Raw genomic sequence first — 17,495 nt, 5'->3', positions numbered from 1 at the left:
ACGCCGAAGCGCGAGGAGGTACATATGAAAGATTTCCTGCAGCAACTATTGTCTGAAGTGAAACAAAATCGTTTGTCCAAATCCGAAGCGATAGATATGATTCGAAATGCACAGGTGGCAAACAGAAACGAGTCCGTTTCTGAGCCGGCTTCTGAATTGTTGACCTATGAAGAAGTCTGGAAGGAGGAAAAGGCGGCCGAGGGAACGCCGCTTCGTGCGAGCAAGCTGATCTGCTTCCTGACAGAGCCGGAGCATCAGCAAGCGGTCGTGGAAGCGGTGCAGGCTGTCGATGATCGCGCACAGGTTGCGTTCGTCACCAGCGGGGAGAGCCTTCAGGACGTGCTCGGCGACGGGCGGCAGGACTGGCAAGAGGTGGACGCCGTGCTGTACCTCTGTCCGCTGGAGGATGCGAGCTGCCGTCAGGACCCGGCTGCGCTCGTTCCACTTGTCCAAGATCTGGCGAAGTCGAACGTGCAGGCCAAGCGACTGCTGCTCCTCGGTTCTTATGCAAACGAATTGGAGCGCTGTCATCTGGAGTCGTGGATCGCGCTGACCCGCTCGCTACGGCTCGTGCTGCCACAAACGCAGGCGGCCATGTTCATTCAAGAGGGAGAGGTCTCGTTCGCTGCGTGCCTGCCGAAGATTTTGACGGAACTGCAAGCGCCATCGCTCTCCAGCGTTCTCTACCGATCCGGCAAGCGCTATGTCTGCTCCGTTCAGCCGACCGTCTTGCAAGCGGGCGACTTGAAGGTGAGAGCAGGGGGCACTTATCTGATCACCGGAGGATGCGGCGGGCTTGGGTATTTATTTTCGGAATATTTTGCGAAAAAAGGTCCGGTCAGGCTGATCCTAACTGGCCGATCTGCGCTTGACGATGAGAAGCTGGCCAAGCTCCGTGCTCTGGAACAGCTGGGCAGCCAAGTCCTGTATGTGAAAGCGGATGTCTGCGATGCGGATGCGATGCGGGAAGGGCTTGCTGAAGCGAGTGAGCAGTTTGGTGCGATTCATGGCGTTGTGCATGCGGCGGGTGTCACGAGCGACCGGAGCATCCTTGAGAAAGATGAGGAGAGTTTCAAGCGCATCCTCGACCCGAAAATCAGGGGCACCCAAGTGCTTGACGAGCTGCTCGCAGACGAAGAGGCGTTGGAGTTCGTCTGCTATTTCTCGTCGTCTTCGGCGGTCCTCGGCGACTTTGGTTCGGGTGACTATGCGCTGGCGAATCGGTTCCAGATGGCCTATGCAGCCATGCGAAACGAACAGGGGCTTCCCGGTAAGACGCTGGTGATCAACTGGCCGCTCTGGAGAGACGGAGGTATGGGGCTGGAAGGTGAGGAGAGCGCCAAGATCTACCTGAAAACGAGCGGTCAGCGCTTCTTGGAGGTGGAAGAAGGGCTGGCGATGTTCGACCTTCTTCTCTCGCAGGAGCGGACGCAGCATCTGGTCATGGCCGGAGAGCGCCGTCGAGTCGAGCGCTTCCTTTGCCCGTCGCAGCCGGATCCTTCGATGGCTCCGACCTCGCAAGCGATCCTCTCTTCCGGTTCCGGAAGATGTCCGGAGATGAAGGGATTCACGGTGGCACAATGCTTGACGTGGGATTTGCAAGAACTGATCGGCGGAATTCTAAAGGTCTCGCGGGCCAAGTTGGACGTGGGGACGAACCTTGCCGATTTTGGATTTGAGTCGGTCAGCTTGACAGAGCTGTCCGCTGCGATGACGAAGCATTTTGGCGTGGATATCTCCCCGGCGGTGTTTTTCGGGCATTCGACGATTCAGGCGCTGGTCTCGCATCTGGAGAGCGAGCATGGAGAAGTCGTGCGCGCCTTCTACGCAACGGAGCGAGTGCAGCCTGAGCGTGTGGAGAGACAGCCGGAAGCGTCTCTTGAGGACACTATTGCGGAAACGGCGGCGGCCGAGACCTCGGGAGCAGGGCCGGAGCCGATTGCGATCATCGGAATGAGCGGGCGCTTCCCGCAGGCGCGCAACATCGACGAACTGTGGGACATCCTCGCCGAAGGACGGGATGCGGTCACCGAGATTCCGGAAGACCGCTATGACTGGCGGGAGTATTATGGCGGCCGCAGCCGCAGCAAATGGCTGGGTGCGATCCCGGGCGTGCGGGAGTTCGATCCGCTGTTCTTTGAGATCTCGCCGATGGAAGCCGAAGCGATGGACCCGAAACAGCGCCTGCTCCTGCAAGAGGCGTGGCGGGCGCTGGAAGATGCGGGATTGGGCAAGCGACATCTGAACGAGAGCAAGATCGGCATGTTCGTCGGCGTGGAAGAAGGCGACTATCAGATGCTGTCTCAAGGCGAGGACACCAGCATCACGTCGAACCATAACGCGATTCTTGCGGCGCGCCTGCCGTATTTCCTAAACTTTAGCGGCCCGGTGATGGCGATCAATACCGCCTGCTCCTCCGGGTTGGTGGTAGCCCATCAGGCCTGCTTGAGCCTGCGAAATGGGGGGTGTGACGCGGCGGTGGTCGCCGGCGTGAACTTGCTGCTGACGCCGGCCGCTTACCTAGGCATGACGGAGGCCGGCATGCTGTCGGAGGATGGCAAATGCAAGGCGTTTGACAACGGGGCGAACGGTTTGGTGCCGGGGGAAGCCGTGGCGGTGGTCGTGCTCAAGCGGCTCTCGCAAGCACTGGCGGACGGCGACCCGGTCTACGCGGTCATCCAAGGCAGCGGCGTGAACTATGACGGCAAGACGAACGGCATCACGGCGCCAAGCACCGTCGCACAGGCGAATCTCGTACAGGATGTGTACGAGAAGCACGAGGTAGACCCGGAAGAGATCGACTACATCGTGACACATGGCACCGGAACGAAGCTCGGGGACCCGGTTGAGGTTCATGCGCTGCAGGACGTCTTCAAGCGCCGCACGCAAAAGCGCGGGTATTGTGCGCTGACTTCGACCAAGACCAATCTGGGCCATACGTTTGCGGCGTCAGGTTTGGTCAACCTGATCAGCTTGGTTCAGGCAATGCGGCATGAGACCATCCCGGCCAGCCTGCATTGCGAGACGGAGAACGAGTACATCCGTTGGGAGAACAGTGCCTTTTATGTGAACAAGACGAGCAAGCCGTGGACGAAGCGGGCAGGCGCAGGCCGTGTGGGAGCGTTGAGTTCGTTCGGCATGAGCGGCACCAATGCGCACATGGTCGTCCGCAGTTTTGAAAAGGGTGTGAATACCGGTCCCGAGGACTCGCATTACCTGCTCCCATTTTCGGCGAAAACGGACGAGGCGCTGCAAGAGAAACTGCAAGACATGATCGCGATGCTGGAGACCGATCCGGGCGCTGCAGGCAGTCTCGCGCAGATCAGCTACACGTTGCTGGAGGGACGTCAGCATTTTGCTCATCGTCTGGCGGTCGTGGTGCAGGATGCGCAGGAGATGCTGCGCGTTCTGAAACAGGCGCGGGAAGGTGTGCAAGATGCCAGCGTGTTCCGCGGCAAGGTGGCGCGCGAGAAGACCGGAGAGTCGGCCCTGCAGGAGCAGGCGTTGGAGCTGGCAGGGAAGAGCCGCGAATTGGCGACAAACCCTGCTGCCTATCAGGAGCACCTTCGTACACTTGCCGGTTTGTATTGCCAAGGCGGCGAGATCGCGGGAGACGCGCTGTTCGGCGCAGAAAGACCTACGCGCACGAACCTGCCGACCTATCCGTTCGCGCGGGAAGAATACTGGGTTGCACAGAAGATGGAGGTCAGCGCTCTTCCGACGGCGTCGCAGTTGCATCCGCTGCTTCATCGGAACACGTCTGATTTTGCGGAACAGCGCTTTTCCTCGACATTCACGGGAACGGAGTTCTTCTTGGCCGATCATGTGGTTAAGGGGCAGAAGGTGCTGCCAGGCGTGGCCTATCTGGAGATGGCCCGCAAGGCGGTCGAGCAGGCGGCTGGCCTGAAGGATGCTCGCCTGCGCAATGTGGTCTGGGCGCGGCCGATCCTCGTCGGCGAAGAACCTGTCGAGGTGCACATCGCCCTCTTCCCGGAGGCGGGCGGAGAGGTTGGATATGAGGTCTACACCCTGCAAGACGGGGAGGAGATCGTACACAGCCAAGGACGCGCCGTGCGGAATGCACCGGTGGAAGAAGCGCCGAAGCGGGACCTGAAGGAACTGCAAGCATCCTTCGTGCAGGGACAGTACGGGGCAGCGGAGTGCTATGAATTTTTCCGTGCGATGGGCATGGAGTACGGGCCGGCCTATCAAGGCATCGAGCAGGTGCAGGTGGGCGAAGGGCACGTGCTGGCCGGATTGAGGCTGCCGTCCGTCGTCACCGACTCTCTGGCCGACTACTTTCTGCATCCGAGCCTTGCAGATGCGGCCTTGCAATCGGCCGTCGGGTTACTGATAGGGCAAGAGATCTTCAAGCCGGCACTGCCGTTTGCGCTGCAGGAGCTAGATGTCTTCGGGCCGTGTGAAGCCGAGATGTGGGCGCTCGTTCGATACAGCGCGGGCAGCCGGCCGGAAGACAAGGTGCAAAAGCTCGATGTCGACCTCTGCGACAAGGAAGGAAGCGTTCGCATCCGTCTCAAAGGGTGTACCTCCCGCGTGCTGAAAGCTAGAGCGGTTGCGGAAGACGAGCAGGCTGCTGTGCCGGAGAAGCTCGTGGAAACGAGCCGTAAAGAGGTAGCTGCTGCAAGCGCGGACCCTTTGCAGGAGAGAGCGATCGCGTATCTCAAAGAGCAGGTGTCCACCGTTTTGAAATGGCCGGTGAGCCGCCTTGATGCAGATGCGTCGCTTGAACAGTACGGAATTGATTCCATGCTGGTGATGAAGCTGACCAACCAGTTGGAAAAAACATTTGGCTCCCTGCCCAAGACGCTCTTTTTTGAGTACCAGAACCTCCGAGACCTGGCTGGGTACTTCCTCGACTCGCATCGAGCGCAGCTGGTGCGGTTGACAGGGGAAGAGGAACCGGAGCAAGACGCCGCGCCGGCCCGCAAGCCTGCGGTCAAGGAGACGCCGGATCGGACGGTGCTCGTCAGCCGTCGACGCCAACGGTTCGCTTCGATGGCGCATGCACAAGAAGAGGGAGCGAACGGCAGGCAGGACGTCGCGATCATCGGCGTCTCCGGGCGCTATCCGGGGGCGCGCAACCTTCAGGAATTCTGGGGCAATCTGCGGAACGGCGAGGATTCGATCACGGAGATTCCGCAAGAACGCTGGGATCATAGCCTCTATTTTGACCCGGACAAAAACAAGGCGGGCAAGACGAACAGCAAATGGGGCGGATTTATTGACGGCGTGGATCAATTCGATCCGCTGTTCTTCAACATCTCCCCGCGCGAGGCGGAGATCATGGACCCGCAGGAGCGATTGTTCATGCAGACCGTCTATGAAGCGATGGAAGACGCTGGTTATACCCGCGAGACGCTCGCCAAGCAGCGCGGACGGGGGCTTGACGGCAACGTTGGGGTCTATGTCGGCGTGATGTACGAAGAGTATCAGCTGTACGGCGCACAGGAGACGCTGCTTGGCCGCCCAATTGCGCTGGCGGGAAGTCCTGCTTCGATAGCCAACCGGGTGTCGTACTTCTTCAACCTGCACGGGCCGAGCCTTGCCGTCGATACGATGTGTTCGTCTTCGCTGACGGCGATTCATCTGGCTTGCCAGAGCTTGCTGCAAGGCGGCTGTGAACTGGCGATCGCCGGCGGTGTCAACGTCTCGATTCACCCGAATAAGTACATTTTGCTCGGCCAAGGCAAGTTCGCGTCGAGCAATGGGCGATGCGAGAGTTTTGGCGAAGGGGGCGACGGGTATGTGCCGGGCGAAGGCGTTGGCGCGGTGCTGCTCAAGCCCTTGTCCAAAGCGATGGAAGACGGAGATCAGATCTACGGCGTGATCAAGGCGACGACGATCAACCACGGGGGCAAAACCAACGGGTATACCGTCCCAAACCCGAATGCGCAGGCGAATGCGATCGAGCAGGCGCTGCGGCAGGCGGGACTTGACCCGAGCATGGTCTCCTACATCGAAGCGCACGGAACCGGCACCTCGCTTGGCGATCCGATCGAGATCGCAGGCTTGACCAAGGCCTTCCAGGCCACGGCAAACGCCAAACTGCAATCCTGTGCCATCGGCTCGGCCAAGTCGAACATTGGGCACTGCGAGAGCGCAGCGGGCATCGCTGGCGTTACGAAGGTGCTGTTGCAGATGAAGCATCGCCAACTCGCGCCTTCGCTGCATGCCAAGGTGCTCAACCCGAACATCGACTTTGACGCGACCCCGTTCGTCGTGCAGCAGGAGCTGGCGGAGTGGAAGCGTCCGCTGGTGGAGATCGGCGGTCAGGTTCGCGAAGTGCCGCGCATCGCAGGCATCTCGTCGTTCGGGGCGGGCGGTTCCAACGCGCATGTGATCATCGAGGAGTACGTTCCGGCAGAGCCGCTGCGAACGCCTGTCGAGGTGTCGCCGCAAAATCCGGTGCTGCTCGTGCTGTCGGCCAAAAATGAACAGCGCCTTCGTCAACAGGCGGAGAACCTGCTCGCGGCACTGCAGGAGGGACGATTCGCTGACGAAGATCTCGCGGACATGGCCTATACCTTGCAGGAGGGACGAGAAGCGATGGAAGAGCGTCTCGCCGTAGTTGCAGGTTCGGTGCAGCAGCTGGTTCGCAAGCTGGAGGCGTTTATCAGCGGACAGGAAGAGATCAGTAAACTGTTTCGAGGGCAGGTCAAAGGCAACCGAGACACCTTCTCGCTCTTCGCCGCCGATGAAGAGCTACAGGAAGCGATTGAAAAATGGATTCAGCGCCGCAAGCTGTCCAAGCTGGCCGACCTGTGGGTCAAGGGCCTGGCGCTCGATTGGAGCAAACTGTGGGGCGAGGAATTGCCGCGCCGCATCAGCCTGCCGACCTATCCATTTGCCAAACAGCGTTGCTGGGCACCGCAGCTTGAGCGTCCGTCCGTCGTTCGAGCAGGCATGACGACGGATGCGCTTCATCCGCTTTTGCATCGAAACACATCCGATTTTTCCGAACAGAGATACAGCACGAGCTTGACGGGGCAGGAGTTTTTCCTCGCCGATCATGTGGTGAAGGGACAGCGCGTTCTGCCGGGCGTCGCCTATCTGGAGATGGCGCGCGCCGCCGTCGAACTGGCGGCCGGAGCTCCCGACGAGGACACGCAATTCCTTCGTCTGCAAAATGTGGTTTGGACGCACCCTGTCACAGTTGGCGAGCGGCCTGTCGAGGTACACATCGGACTGTGCGAAGAGGAAGATGGCACGATCTCCTACGAGATCTTCAGCGGCGTTGACACGAACATACACAGCCAAGGGCGTGCTGTCGTGATGGGCAAGAAACAGGTGGAGCAGTTGCCTGTTGAGGAGTTGAAGGCAGCTTGCAGCACGCGTGAGATCAGCGTGTCGGAGTGCTATGAGAGCTTTGCCGCGATGGGTTTGGAGTATGGTCCGGCGCAGCGTGCGCTCGATCTGTTACAGGTCGGCGACGGGCAGATTCTGGCTCGTTTGACACTGCCGACTTGCGTGACGGGAACCGATTCGCAATACGTCCTGCACCCGAGCCTGATGGACGCGGCCTTGCAGGCGGCGATCGGGTTCCAGCTAGGCGTGGCACCGCTGAAGCCGGCGCTTCCGTTTGCGTTGCAGGAGCTTGACATCTATGCTCCTTGCACGTCTTCGATGTGGGCGCAGGTTCGCTACAGCGAGGGGTGCAAGCCGGGGGATAGCGTGCAGAAGCTCGACATTCGCCTTTGTGACGAGCAAGGCAACGTGTGTGCGCACATGAAGGGATTTTCCTCTCGCGTGCTGGAAAATCAGGCCGACTCGGAGGCGTTCGAAACGCTCATGCTGGCACCGCATTGGACGGAACAGGCGCACGAACAGCAAGAGGCGACGGCCTATGCGGATCATCTCGTGCTGTCCTGCGAGTTCGAAGCTGACGTGCAAGGGGCGCGCTGCCTGACGTTGCAAGCGGATGAGAGAGACATCGAGGTGCGTTTTGAAGCGTACACGATGCAGGCATTGGAGGAGATTCAGCGCATCTTGCAAGGCAAGCCCAAGGGTAAGGTGCTGGTGCAGATCGTCGTGCCGGCCCATGAGGAACAACTTCTGCTCGCTGGGCTGTCAGGTCTGCTGAAAACCGCCCAGATGGAAAATCCGAACTTGAGCGGGCAGCTGATCGAAGTCGATGAGCTCGAAGCGGTTGAGGAGAAGCTGCTGGCAGATCGCAACAGCGGGAAGGAAGACCGCATTCGATATCAGGGAAGCTCGCGACAAGTGGCGGGCTGGCGCGAAGTTCGCGCATCCGCAGATGCAGATGCCCTTTTGACACCGTGGAAAGAGGGTGGCATCTATCTTCTCACCGGCGGTGCGGGCGGTCTTGGACTGGTGTTTGCCAAGGAGATCGCCACACAGACGCCGGGTGCAACGCTGGTGCTCACAGGTCGATCCGTGCTGAATGATCCTCAACGAGAAGCCCTGTCCGAACTGGAGTCTCTGGGGGCGCGCGTGGTGTACAAGCAGGTGGATGTGACCGATCGAGCGGCAGTCGATAAGCTGTTTGCAGAGCTGCGGGCGGATCATGGTACCCTGAACGGCATCCTGCACAGCGCCGGGGTGATCCGAGACAGCTTCATCATCAAGAAAACAGCAGCGGAACTGACGCAAGTGCTGGCACCGAAGGTGCGCGGGCTTGTGAATCTTGATGTCGCCAGCCAAGACATGGCCTTGGACTTCTTTGTCTTGTTCTCTTCGCTGTCCAGCGGTCTTGGGAATCCGGGGCAGGCCGACTATGCGGCGGCTAATGCGTTCATGGATCAGTACGCGGCGCATCGCAACAGACGGATGGCCGCCGGGGAGCACCTTGGCCGGACGCTGTCGATCAACTGGCCGCTCTGGAAAGAGGGCGGCATGCATGTCGATCCGGAAACCGAGAAGATGATGATGCAGAGCCTCGGCATGATCCCGCTGCGCACCAAGAGCGGACTTCGCGCCTTCTACGAAGGCTTGGCATCGGATCAGGATCAAGTGCTGGTGATCGAAGGAAAAGTGGAGCGCATCAAGAAGAAACTGCTGCCGGCATCTGTCTCCGTCTCGCCGTCCTCTGTCGCTGTTGCTGTCGATGACAAGGCGGACAGCATGAACCTGCGAGAGCGCGTGCTGGGCCTGCTGACTCAGACGGTTACCCGTCTGCTCAAGGTCGATGCAGAAGAGCTGGTTGCGGATGCAGAGCTGAGCGAGTACGGTTTTGATTCGATCACGCTGACCGAGTTTGCCAATGATCTAAACGAGGCGTATAAGCTGGACCTGATGCCGACGATCTTCTTCGAGCATCCGACGCTGCATGAGTTTGCTGGTTATTTGTCTGACGAATTCCGAGATGTGTTCGCCTCGCGCTTGACGGCTCCTTCCTCCCCGGCTGCCCCCGTGCAAGCGGAAACGACACGGGCGGAAGTCGCAGCGGCCTTGCTTCAAGAAGCTACTTCGACCCGGGCGACGAGACAAAGGCGCCGCCCGGGTACCGCTGTGGTGCAACAGGCACAATCGGCGGTGACCGAGCCGATCGCCATCGTGGGGATGAGCGGGGCCTTCCCGCAATCCCGCGACATGCAGGAGTTCTGGCACAACCTTGTGGAAGGCATCGACTGTATCTCCGAGATTCCTCCGGAACGCTGGGATTGGAGAGCCTATTTTGGCGACCCGAAGACGGAAGCCAACAAAACGAACATCAAGTGGGGCGGCTTTCTCGACGAGACCGACAAGTTCGATTCGCTCTTTTTCGGCATCTCGCCGCTTGAAGCCAAGCTGATGGACCCTCAGCAGCGCCTTTTGATGACCTATGTCTGGAAGGCGATCGAGGATGCGGGCTATTCGGCACAGAGCCTGTCGGGCAGCAAGACGGGGATTTTCGTCGGAACGGGAAGCAGCGGGTACAGCGGGCTGATCACGCAGGCGAACTTCCCGATTGAAGGGTACTCGTCCACGGGCGTCGTGCCGTCGGTCGGACCGAACCGCATGAGCTATGTCCTGAACCTTCACGGCCCGAGTGAGCCGGTGGAGACCGCTTGTTCAAGTTCGCTGGTCGCCATCCACCGCGCCGTCAGCGCGATGCAAAACGGCGACTGCGACATGGCGGTCGTCGGCGGTGTGAACACGATCGTAACCCCGGAGGCGCACATCAGCTTCAATAAGGCTGGCATGCTATCTGAAGACGGGCGCTGCAAGACGTTCTCGGACGGAGCGAACGGCTATGTGCGCGGCGAAGGGGTCGGCATGCTCGTTTTGAAAAAGCTGTCGGTTGCCGAGCGCGACGGAGATCATATCTACGGCTTGATTCGCTCGACGGAGGTCAACCACGGGGGACGCGCGAACTCGCTGACGGCTCCCAACCCGAAGGCCCAAGCGGACCTGTTGATCAACGCGTACGACAAAGCCGGCATCGACCCGCGGACAGTCACCTACATCGAGGCGCACGGAACGGGCACCGAATTGGGCGACCCGATTGAGATCAACGGATTGAAGAGCGCATTCCAAGAGTTGTACAGAAGAACAGGTACGCAAGAGGTTGAGAGCGTTCACTGCGGGCTGGGTTCGGTGAAAACGAACATCGGCCACCTTGAACTAGCGGCTGGCATCGCAGGCGTGATCAAAGTGCTGCTGCAGCTCCGTCACCGGACGCTGGCACCTACGCTGCATTGCGAAACGGTCAATCCCTACATCCAACTGGAGGGCAGCCCGTTCTATCTCGTGCGGGAGGCGAAGCGATGGGAGGCTCTGCAAGACGCAGCCGGCCAAGACCTGCCGCGCCGTGCGGGCGTCAGTTCCTTCGGGTTCGGCGGCGTCAACGCGCATGTCATGATCGAGGAGTATCTGCCGAAGGAGCAGCCTAAATCGAAGACGGAGAACTCCACCGAGAACCCGGTCGTCATCGCGCTGTCAGCCAAGAATGAACAGCGCCTCCAGGAGCAGGTGCGGCAACTGTGCAACGTCCTCGTCGCGCAGGAGTTTGCCGACGAAGACCTCGCATCCCTCGCTTATACGCTGCAAGTTGGGCGCGATGCGATGGAAGAGCGCCTGGCGCTGGTAGTCACGTCGGTTGAAGAGATCGAGCGCAGATTGCAGGCGTTCTTGCAAGGGCAGACCGGGCTGAACGGTGTCTGGCGAGGACAGGTCAAGCGCGGCAAGGCGAGCTCGGCCGAAGCGGCCGCTCATCCGGAAACGCGAGGGGCGGAGCACATCGCCGAACTCTGGGTGAAGGGCCAGCTTTCTGACTGGAACCAACTCTACGGCGAGAACCGACCGCGCCGTCTCAGCCTGCCGACCTATCCGTTCGCGAAGGAGCGCCACTGGATTTCGCAAGCGCAGGATGTCTATGAAGCGCTGCTGTTTGAACCGATCTGGACCGAGCAGGCGGTGGTCCCGCAATCTTCACCGCCGTCTCTCGCGCAGCATATTGTGCTGCTCTGCGAGGTCGAGGCGAAGCTCGATTCGTTGCAGTATCGCGTTCTGCAAGCCGGCTCCGCTGCGCTTGCAGAACGCTTCCAAGCGTATGCGACACAGGTGTTCACGGAGATTCAGACCCTTCTGCACAGCAAGCCGAAGGGCAAGGTGCTGATGCAGATCGCCGTGCTGTCACAGGCGGATTCGCAGCTGTTCACCGCGCTGTCCGGCCTGTTGCGAACGGCGCAGTTGGAGAACCCGAACTTCATCGGGCAAGTGATTGAAGTGGAGTCGGGCGCAGGGCTTGAAGCGAGACTGCAAGAGAACCTGCACGCCCTGCAAGACGACCATGTCCGCTATCAAAACGGCAAGCGTCTTGTTGCCGGGTGGCGCGAAGTGGAGATCAACCAAGAGCGCGCCCCGGTTCCGTGGCGTTCAGGAGGCATCTACCTGTTTACGGGCGGCGCCGGCGGGATCGGGATGATCGTCGCCGAGGAGATCGCACGGCAGGCCGCCAATCCAACCTTAATTCTCGCGGGCCGATCCCCGCTGTCGGACGCTGGTCAGGCCCGTCTGCGGAAACTACGGGGCATGGGCGCATGCGTGGAATATCGACAAGTCGACGTGAGCTCTGCTCCTGAGGTTACACGCCTGATCGAAGGCATCTGTGAAAAATACGGCACCCTGCACGGCATCTTGCATGGTGCGGGCGTTAACAGGGATCAGTTCATTTTCAAGAAAACGCAAGAGGAGCTGGCCGAGGTGCTGGCTCCCAAGGTTGCAGGTCTGGTGCATCTGGATGCGGCCAGTAAAGGCCTGAACCTCGACTTCTTCGTGCTCTTCTCCTCCGTCGCAGCCGTCCTCGGCAATCTCGGACAGGCCGACTACGCGACGGCGAACGCATTTCTGGATGCCTTTGCGAACTCTCGCGGGGGACGCATCTTGTCCATCAACTGGCCGCTCTGGCAAGAGGGCGGAATGCGCGTTGACGAAGAGACGGAAAAGCTTTTGCTGCAACGCATGGGGATGATCCCTCTGCGAACTCAAACCGGGTTGCAGGCCTTGTATCACGGTCTGGCAACCGGCAAAGATCAGGTGATGGTGTTGGAAGGCAAACGTGCACAAATCAAGCAGAACTTGCACTCAGAACCGGTTCACGCAACGTCCGCTTCCTCGACGGCGGTCCTGCCGCCGCTGGAAGCAGCCCTGCTGCACATGGTTTCCGAGTTGCTCAACGTGAAGGGGAACGAGATCGATCCGGATGCCCAACTGACGGAATACGGCTTCGATCCGTACCTGCTCAGCGAACTGGCGCAGAAGATCAACCGTCAATACGGGCTGGAACTCACGCTGGCTTCGCTCTATGAGACCACGCTTCGTCAAGTGTTAGAACGCATCGAGGCACGCGCAGCCAAAGCCGAAGCCGCAGTGGTCGTCAAGCCTGCAAAGGAGCAAGACGACGCACTGCGCGCCAAAACCTTGCATGCGCTAAAAGTTCTCTTCAGCGAGACCACTGACATCCGCGCGAACCAGTTGGATGCCGAAGAGCCGCTGGGGAGCTACGGAATCGATTCGCTGATGATTTCCAAGCTCAACCAGAAGTTCGCAGAGATCTTTGGCGATCTGTCCAAGACGCTCTTCTTTGAATACCGCACACTGGGCGCGTTAGCCGACTATTTTGTCGAGGAAGAACGGACGGCCTGCCAGCGTTGGACGGGGTATGAAGCACCCGTCGCAGCGGATGCAACTGTTGCACAACCGCCAGCAAGACCTGTCGAACGGATCGCGCCTATAGCGCCATTGCCGACGAAACCGAACAAGCGCGAACCGATTGCGATCATCGGAATCTCCGGTCGCTATCCCAAGTCGCCTTCGCTACAGCACTATTGGGAGAATCTAAAAGCGGGCCGAGACTGCGTCTCCGAGGTTCCGAGCGAACGCTGGTCGCTGGATGATTTTTACCATCCGAATCAAGACGAAGCGATGAGACAAGGCAAAAGCTACAGCAAATGGGGCGGTTTTGTAGACGGATTCGCAGACTTCGATCCGAAGTTCTTCAACCTGTCGCCCCGAGAGATGATCAACATCGACCCGCAGGAGCGCCTCTTCTTGGAAGAGAGCTGGAAGGCGCTGGAAGATGCCGGATATACCAAGGAGCGCATCGCGGACCAGCACGAAGGCCGCGTCGGGGTGTTTGTCGGCGTGACCAAAACTGGCTTTGAGCTGTATGGGCCGGATCTGTGGAAGCAAGGGGAGAAGATCTTCCCGCGCACGTCTTTTGCTTCCGTTGCGAACCGCGTGTCGTATTTCCTCAACCTCAACGGGCCGAGCATGCCGGTGGATACGATGTGCTCCTCTTCGCTGAGCGCGATTCATGAGGCTTGCGAGCACTTGTATCGCGGGGACTGCGAGATGGCGATCGCGGGCGGGGTGAACCTGTACCTGCATCCTTCCACCTACGTGTTCCTCAGTGCGCAGCGCATGCTCTCGACGGACGGGCAGTGCAAGAGCTTCGGGCTGAACGGCAACGGATTCGTGCCGGGCGAAGGTGTGGGCGCAGTATTGCTCAAGCCGTTGTCGCAAGCGCTCGCGGACGGCGACCAGATTCATGTGCTGATCCGAGCCTCCCGCGTGAATCACGGCGGCAAGACCAACGGGTACACCGTGCCCAACCCGACTGCGCAAGGCGACCTGATCTTCGAGACCTTGGAGCGGGCTGGACTCAACGCGCGCCAAGTCAGCTACATCGAAGCGCACGGCACGGGCACAGAGCTCGGCGATCCGATCGAGATCACTGGGCTGACACAAGCTTTCCGACGCCATACGAAGGACACCGGATTCTGCGCAATCGGCTCGGTGAAGTCGAACATCGGACATCTGGAAGCGGCAGCCGGCATCGCGGGACTTGCGAAGATCGTCATGCAGATGAAGCATGGACAACTTGCGCCGAGCCTGCATGCGCAAGAGTTGAACCCGAATATTCAGTTTGGGAAAACGCCGTTTGTGATGCAGCAGGAGTTGACCGACTGGAAGCGTCCGGTGGTAGAGATCGACGGCAAAGAACAGGAAGGTCCGCGCATCGCAGGTCTGTCCTCGTTTGGTGCAGGGGGTGCCAATGCGCACATCCTCATCGAAGAGTACAGACCTGAGCAAGCGTCTGGGACGCAGGCGCGGGTCACGCCGCAGAACCCGGCTGTGATCGTGCTGTCGGCTCGCCAGGAAGAGCAGCTTCGCCAACAGGCTCTGCAGCTGCTGGTAGCCGTCGAGGACGGGCGAATCAAGGAGGCCAATCTGTCCGATGCGGCCTACACGCTGCAGGTGGGACGCGAGCCGATGGAAGAGCGGCTGGCGCTGGTCGTTGGCTCTCTGCAAGAGATGACTGACAAGCTGAAGCGCTATGCAGCTGGCGAGACGGGTGTAGAAGACCTGTATCGCGGGCAATTCAGACGCAACAATGAGGATCTGATGCTGTTTGCCGCCGATGAAGACATGACGCTGACGATTGAAGCGTGGATTGCAAAGCGCAAGTTCGGCAAACTCCTTTCCTTGTGGGTCAAGGGATTGACCTTAGATTGGAAAAAGCTTCACGGTGCACACCAGCTCCGCCTGATCAGTCTCCCGTCGTACCCGTTCGCCAAACAACGTATCTGGCTCCCGGCGATCCGTGTAGCACCGGCAGCACCAGTAGCACCAGAGGGCGAACTCAAGCCGATCGGACCGGCCAAAGCGTCGTCGAACCGTTCCGTCCGAACGAACGGGATCGCGCTGCTGCCGCTGTCGGCTGTCCGCGAGCCGTTCTTGGAACGGTCAGCACCCCGTCGACCGATCCAACTGTCACCTGTAGGTCAAGCGACGACGGCACCGGCCCCTGTGGAGATCAAAGTGGCGATGCCTGCACCGTCTGTTCCGGCCTCCATCCCGGCGGAGTCTTTGCAAAAAGAGCTGCAAGCGACCCTGGCCGAAGCGCTGTTCTTGCAGCCGAGCGACATCGACGTGAACAAGGCATTCGTGGACATGGGGCTGGACTCCATCGTCGGTGTGGAATGGGTTCGCGTGGTCAATCAACAGTACGGAACGGACATCTCGGCGACCAAAGTCTATGACTACCCGACCATCCGCGAGTTTGCCGGCTACATCGCAAACGTTTTAAGCAAAAACGCACCAAGAGCGGCACTTGCACCGACACAAGCGTCTGCACCAACACCAGCGCCGACGCTTGCACCAACACCTGCACCGCAAATCGAAGCTCCTAAGGCGGCTCCTTCCGTCTCGGCGGCCACCCTGCACGAAGAATTGCGCGCAAGTCTCGCAGACGCGTTGTTCCTGCAAGCGGCCGACATCGACCTCGACAAAAAGTTCGTCGACATGGGGCTGGATTCCATCGTCGGAGTGGAATGGATTCGCGTAATCAACCAGCAACATGGCACTGACATCCCGGCGACCAAAGTCTACGACTACCCGACTCTACGCGAATTCGCCGCCTACTTGAGCAAGCAGTTGCACAAGCATTCGATCGCGGAACAGCCGGCAACGGAGCTCTCCGTAGACGATCTGCTCTTGCAGGTGTATGAAGGGAATCTCGACAGCGAACAAGCCGATCAATTGCTTCAGCATTTCAAAATTAAGGAGGAAGTAAAATGACCAAACAAGAGATCTTTGAAGTCGTCGTCCGCAATACCCGTGAAGTGCTCCCGGAGCTGGAAGGTTACACCTTCCAGCCGACGGACCAACTGGCCAATCTTGGCGCGAATTCGGTGGATCGCGCGGAGATCGTCATGATCATCATCGAAGAGCTGGACCTGAAGATCCCGCTCGTCGAGCTGTCCACGGCGAAAAACATCGGTGAACTGGTCGAGGTCCTCTATGGCAAGCTCCAGATCGCCTGAGTTGCTCATCACGGGCCTTGGCGTAACCTCGGCCATCGGGCAGGGCAAGTCGGATTTTACCTCCGCTCTGCTGGCAGGCCGCCATGCGTTCGGCCTGATGCAACGCCCGGGCAGACAAAAAGGAACCTCATTCCTCGGAGCGGAGGTTCCTTCCTTGTCTCTTCCGGAGCGTTTTACCAAACGGCTGTTGCGCACGCTCTCTTTATCCGGGCAAGTGGCGCTGGCCACCTTGCAAGAGGCGTGGGACGAAGCGCAGCTCAGCACGGTCGACCCGTCCCGCATCGGCCTTGTGGTAGGCGGCTCCAACCTGCAGCAGCGCGAACTGCTGCAAACGCATGAATCCTACCGGGACCAGCTCGACTTTCTGCGTCCGACCTACGGACTCTCTTTTCTGGACAGCGACCTGAGCGGCCTGTGTACCGAACAGTTCGGCATACGCGGGTTCGGCTACACGATCGGTGGGGCTTCGGCCAGCGGACAGTTGGCGGTCTTGCAGGCCGCTGAAGCGGTTCGTTCGGGACAAGTTGATGTCTGCCTCGCGATGGGAGGCTTGATGGATCTGTCCTACATGGAGCTTCAGGGATTACGAGCACTCGGCGCGATGGGAAGTGACCGCTATGCGGACGACCCAGATCGGGCATGCCGTCCGTTTGACAAGGGACGCGACGGGTTCATTTACGGGGAAGGATGCGGCGTCATCGTGATCGAACGGGCCGAACATGCGATCCAACGGCAGGTCCGACCCTACGCGAGCGTGGTCGGCTGGGGCCTGGCGATGGATGCCAACCGCAACCCGAACCCTTCGTGCGAGGGAGAGGTTCGAGTGATTCGACAAGCGCTGGAACGAGCGGGCCTGTCACCCGAGGATATCGACTACATCAACCCGCATGGAACGGGATCGGGGATCGGCGATGAGACCGAATTGCAGGCTCTGCGCGAATGCGGGCTGCTTACGGCGCGCATCAACGCCACCAAGTCGATCACGGGCCACGGGCTGACGGCGGCCGGCGCTGTGGAGATCATCGCCACGCTGCTGCAGATGAAAGCGTCTCAGCTGCATCCGACCCGCAACTTGGAGGACCCGATGGACGTCGAGTTCAACTGGGTGCGTGGAGAAGCGGAGCTGCATGACATGCACAGAGCCCTGAGCCTGAGCATGGGATTTGGCGGCGTTAACACCGCCATCTGTTTACAACGAGTATGAGG

Annotated in this window: 3 protein-coding genes; all 3 read left to right on the top strand. The window is 59.8% G+C overall.

What is annotated here, in order from left to right; translation table 11 throughout:
• Positions 1-24: 24 nt before the first annotated feature.
• The 3 genes from ACSR9A_RS12830 to ACSR9A_RS12820 are packed head-to-tail and all read left to right on the top strand — an operon-like array spanning position 25 to position 17,493.
• Positions 25-16,044: an SDR family NAD(P)-dependent oxidoreductase gene (locus ACSR9A_RS12830; protein WP_473757584.1), complete on the top strand. Its 16,020-nt coding sequence runs from the start codon at positions 25-27 to the stop codon at positions 16,042-16,044.
• Positions 16,041-16,289, top strand: a complete 249-nt coding sequence (locus ACSR9A_RS12825; RefSeq protein WP_473757582.1) for an acyl carrier protein — start codon at positions 16,041-16,043, stop codon at positions 16,287-16,289. The genes ACSR9A_RS12830 and ACSR9A_RS12825 overlap by 4 nt, the downstream gene beginning before the upstream one ends.
• Entirely contained in the window at positions 16,267-17,493 is a 1,227-nt protein-coding gene (locus ACSR9A_RS12820) for a beta-ketoacyl synthase N-terminal-like domain-containing protein (protein ID WP_473757581.1), read from the top strand. The genes ACSR9A_RS12825 and ACSR9A_RS12820 overlap by 23 nt, the downstream gene beginning before the upstream one ends.
• Positions 17,494-17,495 lie beyond the last annotated feature (2 nt).

Source organism: Paenibacillus sp. R-74696 (genome assembly GCF_055814915.1).
The sequence above is the reverse complement of the archived record's forward strand: the minus strand, read 5'-3'. Positions and strand labels throughout refer to the sequence as shown.

Coding starts and splice junctions, on each gene's coding strand:
- ACSR9A_RS12830 (WP_473757584.1), top strand. CDS start 25: ATGAAAGATTTCCTGCAGCAACTATTGTCTGAAGTGAAACAAAATCGT.
- ACSR9A_RS12825 (WP_473757582.1), top strand. CDS start 16,041: ATGACCAAACAAGAGATCTTTGAAGTCGTCGTCCGCAATACCCGTGAA.
- ACSR9A_RS12820 (WP_473757581.1), top strand. CDS start 16,267: ATGGCAAGCTCCAGATCGCCTGAGTTGCTCATCACGGGCCTTGGCGTA.